The organism is Bibersteinia trehalosi (genome assembly GCF_004346205.1).
GTDB classification, from domain to species: domain Bacteria; phylum Pseudomonadota; class Gammaproteobacteria; order Enterobacterales; family Pasteurellaceae; genus Bibersteinia; species Bibersteinia trehalosi.
In genome coordinates, this window is the sequence record NZ_SMAM01000024.1 from 1 (window position 1) to 1,032 (window position 1,032).

Annotated in this window: 1 protein-coding gene; it reads right to left on the reverse strand. The window is 42.3% G+C overall.

The genetic code is table 11. The features are described from left to right. Window positions 1-135: 135 nt before the first annotated feature. The coding region (gene tuf, locus EDC51_RS10785; protein ID WP_131928949.1) for an elongation factor Tu at window positions 136-1,032 on the reverse strand (897 nt) is incomplete at its 5' end.

Below are 1,032 nucleotides of genomic sequence, written 5' to 3' on the forward strand. Positions count from 1 at the left end.
CTTGCAAAAGATTATCAGAATTTGACCGCTTGCATTCCTTTTGCGGGCAAATGCTTAATCACGGCAAGAAAAACAAAAGGCAGACCTTTCAGCCTGCCTTTTCTGCATCTTGCAATGCGCAAATAATTAATCTAATTATTTGATGATTTTCGCTACAACGCCCGCACCTACTGTACGACCACCTTCACGAATCGCAAAACGTAAACCTTCGTCCATTGCGATTGGGTGAATTAAGTTTACAGTCATTTTGATGTTGTCGCCTGGCATTACCATTTCAACACCTTCTGGTAACTCGATTGTACCTGTTACGTCAGTTGTACGGAAGTAGAACTGTGGACGGTAACCTTTGAAGAATGGAGTGTGACGACCACCTTCTTCTTTTGATAATACGTAAACTTCTGATTCGAAGTCTGTGTGTGGCGTGATTGAACCTGGTTTCGCAAGTACTTGACCACGTTCGATTTCTTCACGTTTGGTACCACGTAATAATGCACCTACGTTTTCACCTGCACGACCTTCGTCAAGTAATTTACGGAACATTTCAACACCAGTTACAGTAGTTTTGGTGGTTTCTTTGATACCAACGATTTCTACTTCTTCACCTGATTTGATGATACCACGCTCAACACGACCAGTTACTACAGTACCACGACCAGAGATTGAGAATACGTCTTCGATTGGTAATAAGAATGGTTTATCAATCGCACGCTCTGGCTCTGGAATGTAAGAATCTAAGTGACCTGCTAATTCAAGGATTTTTTCTTCCCACTCTGGTACGCCGTTTAATGCTTGTAACGCAGAACCACGTACGATTGGTGTGTCATCACCTGGGAATTCGTATTGAGAAAGAAGTTCACGAACTTCCATTTCAACTAATTCTAATAACTCTTCGTCATCTACCATGTCGCATTTGTTTAAGAATACGATGATGTATGGAACACCTACTTGGCGACCTAATAAGATGTGCTCACGAGTTTGTGGCATAGGACCGTCTGTTGCTGCTACTACTAAGATAGCGCCGTCCATTTGTGC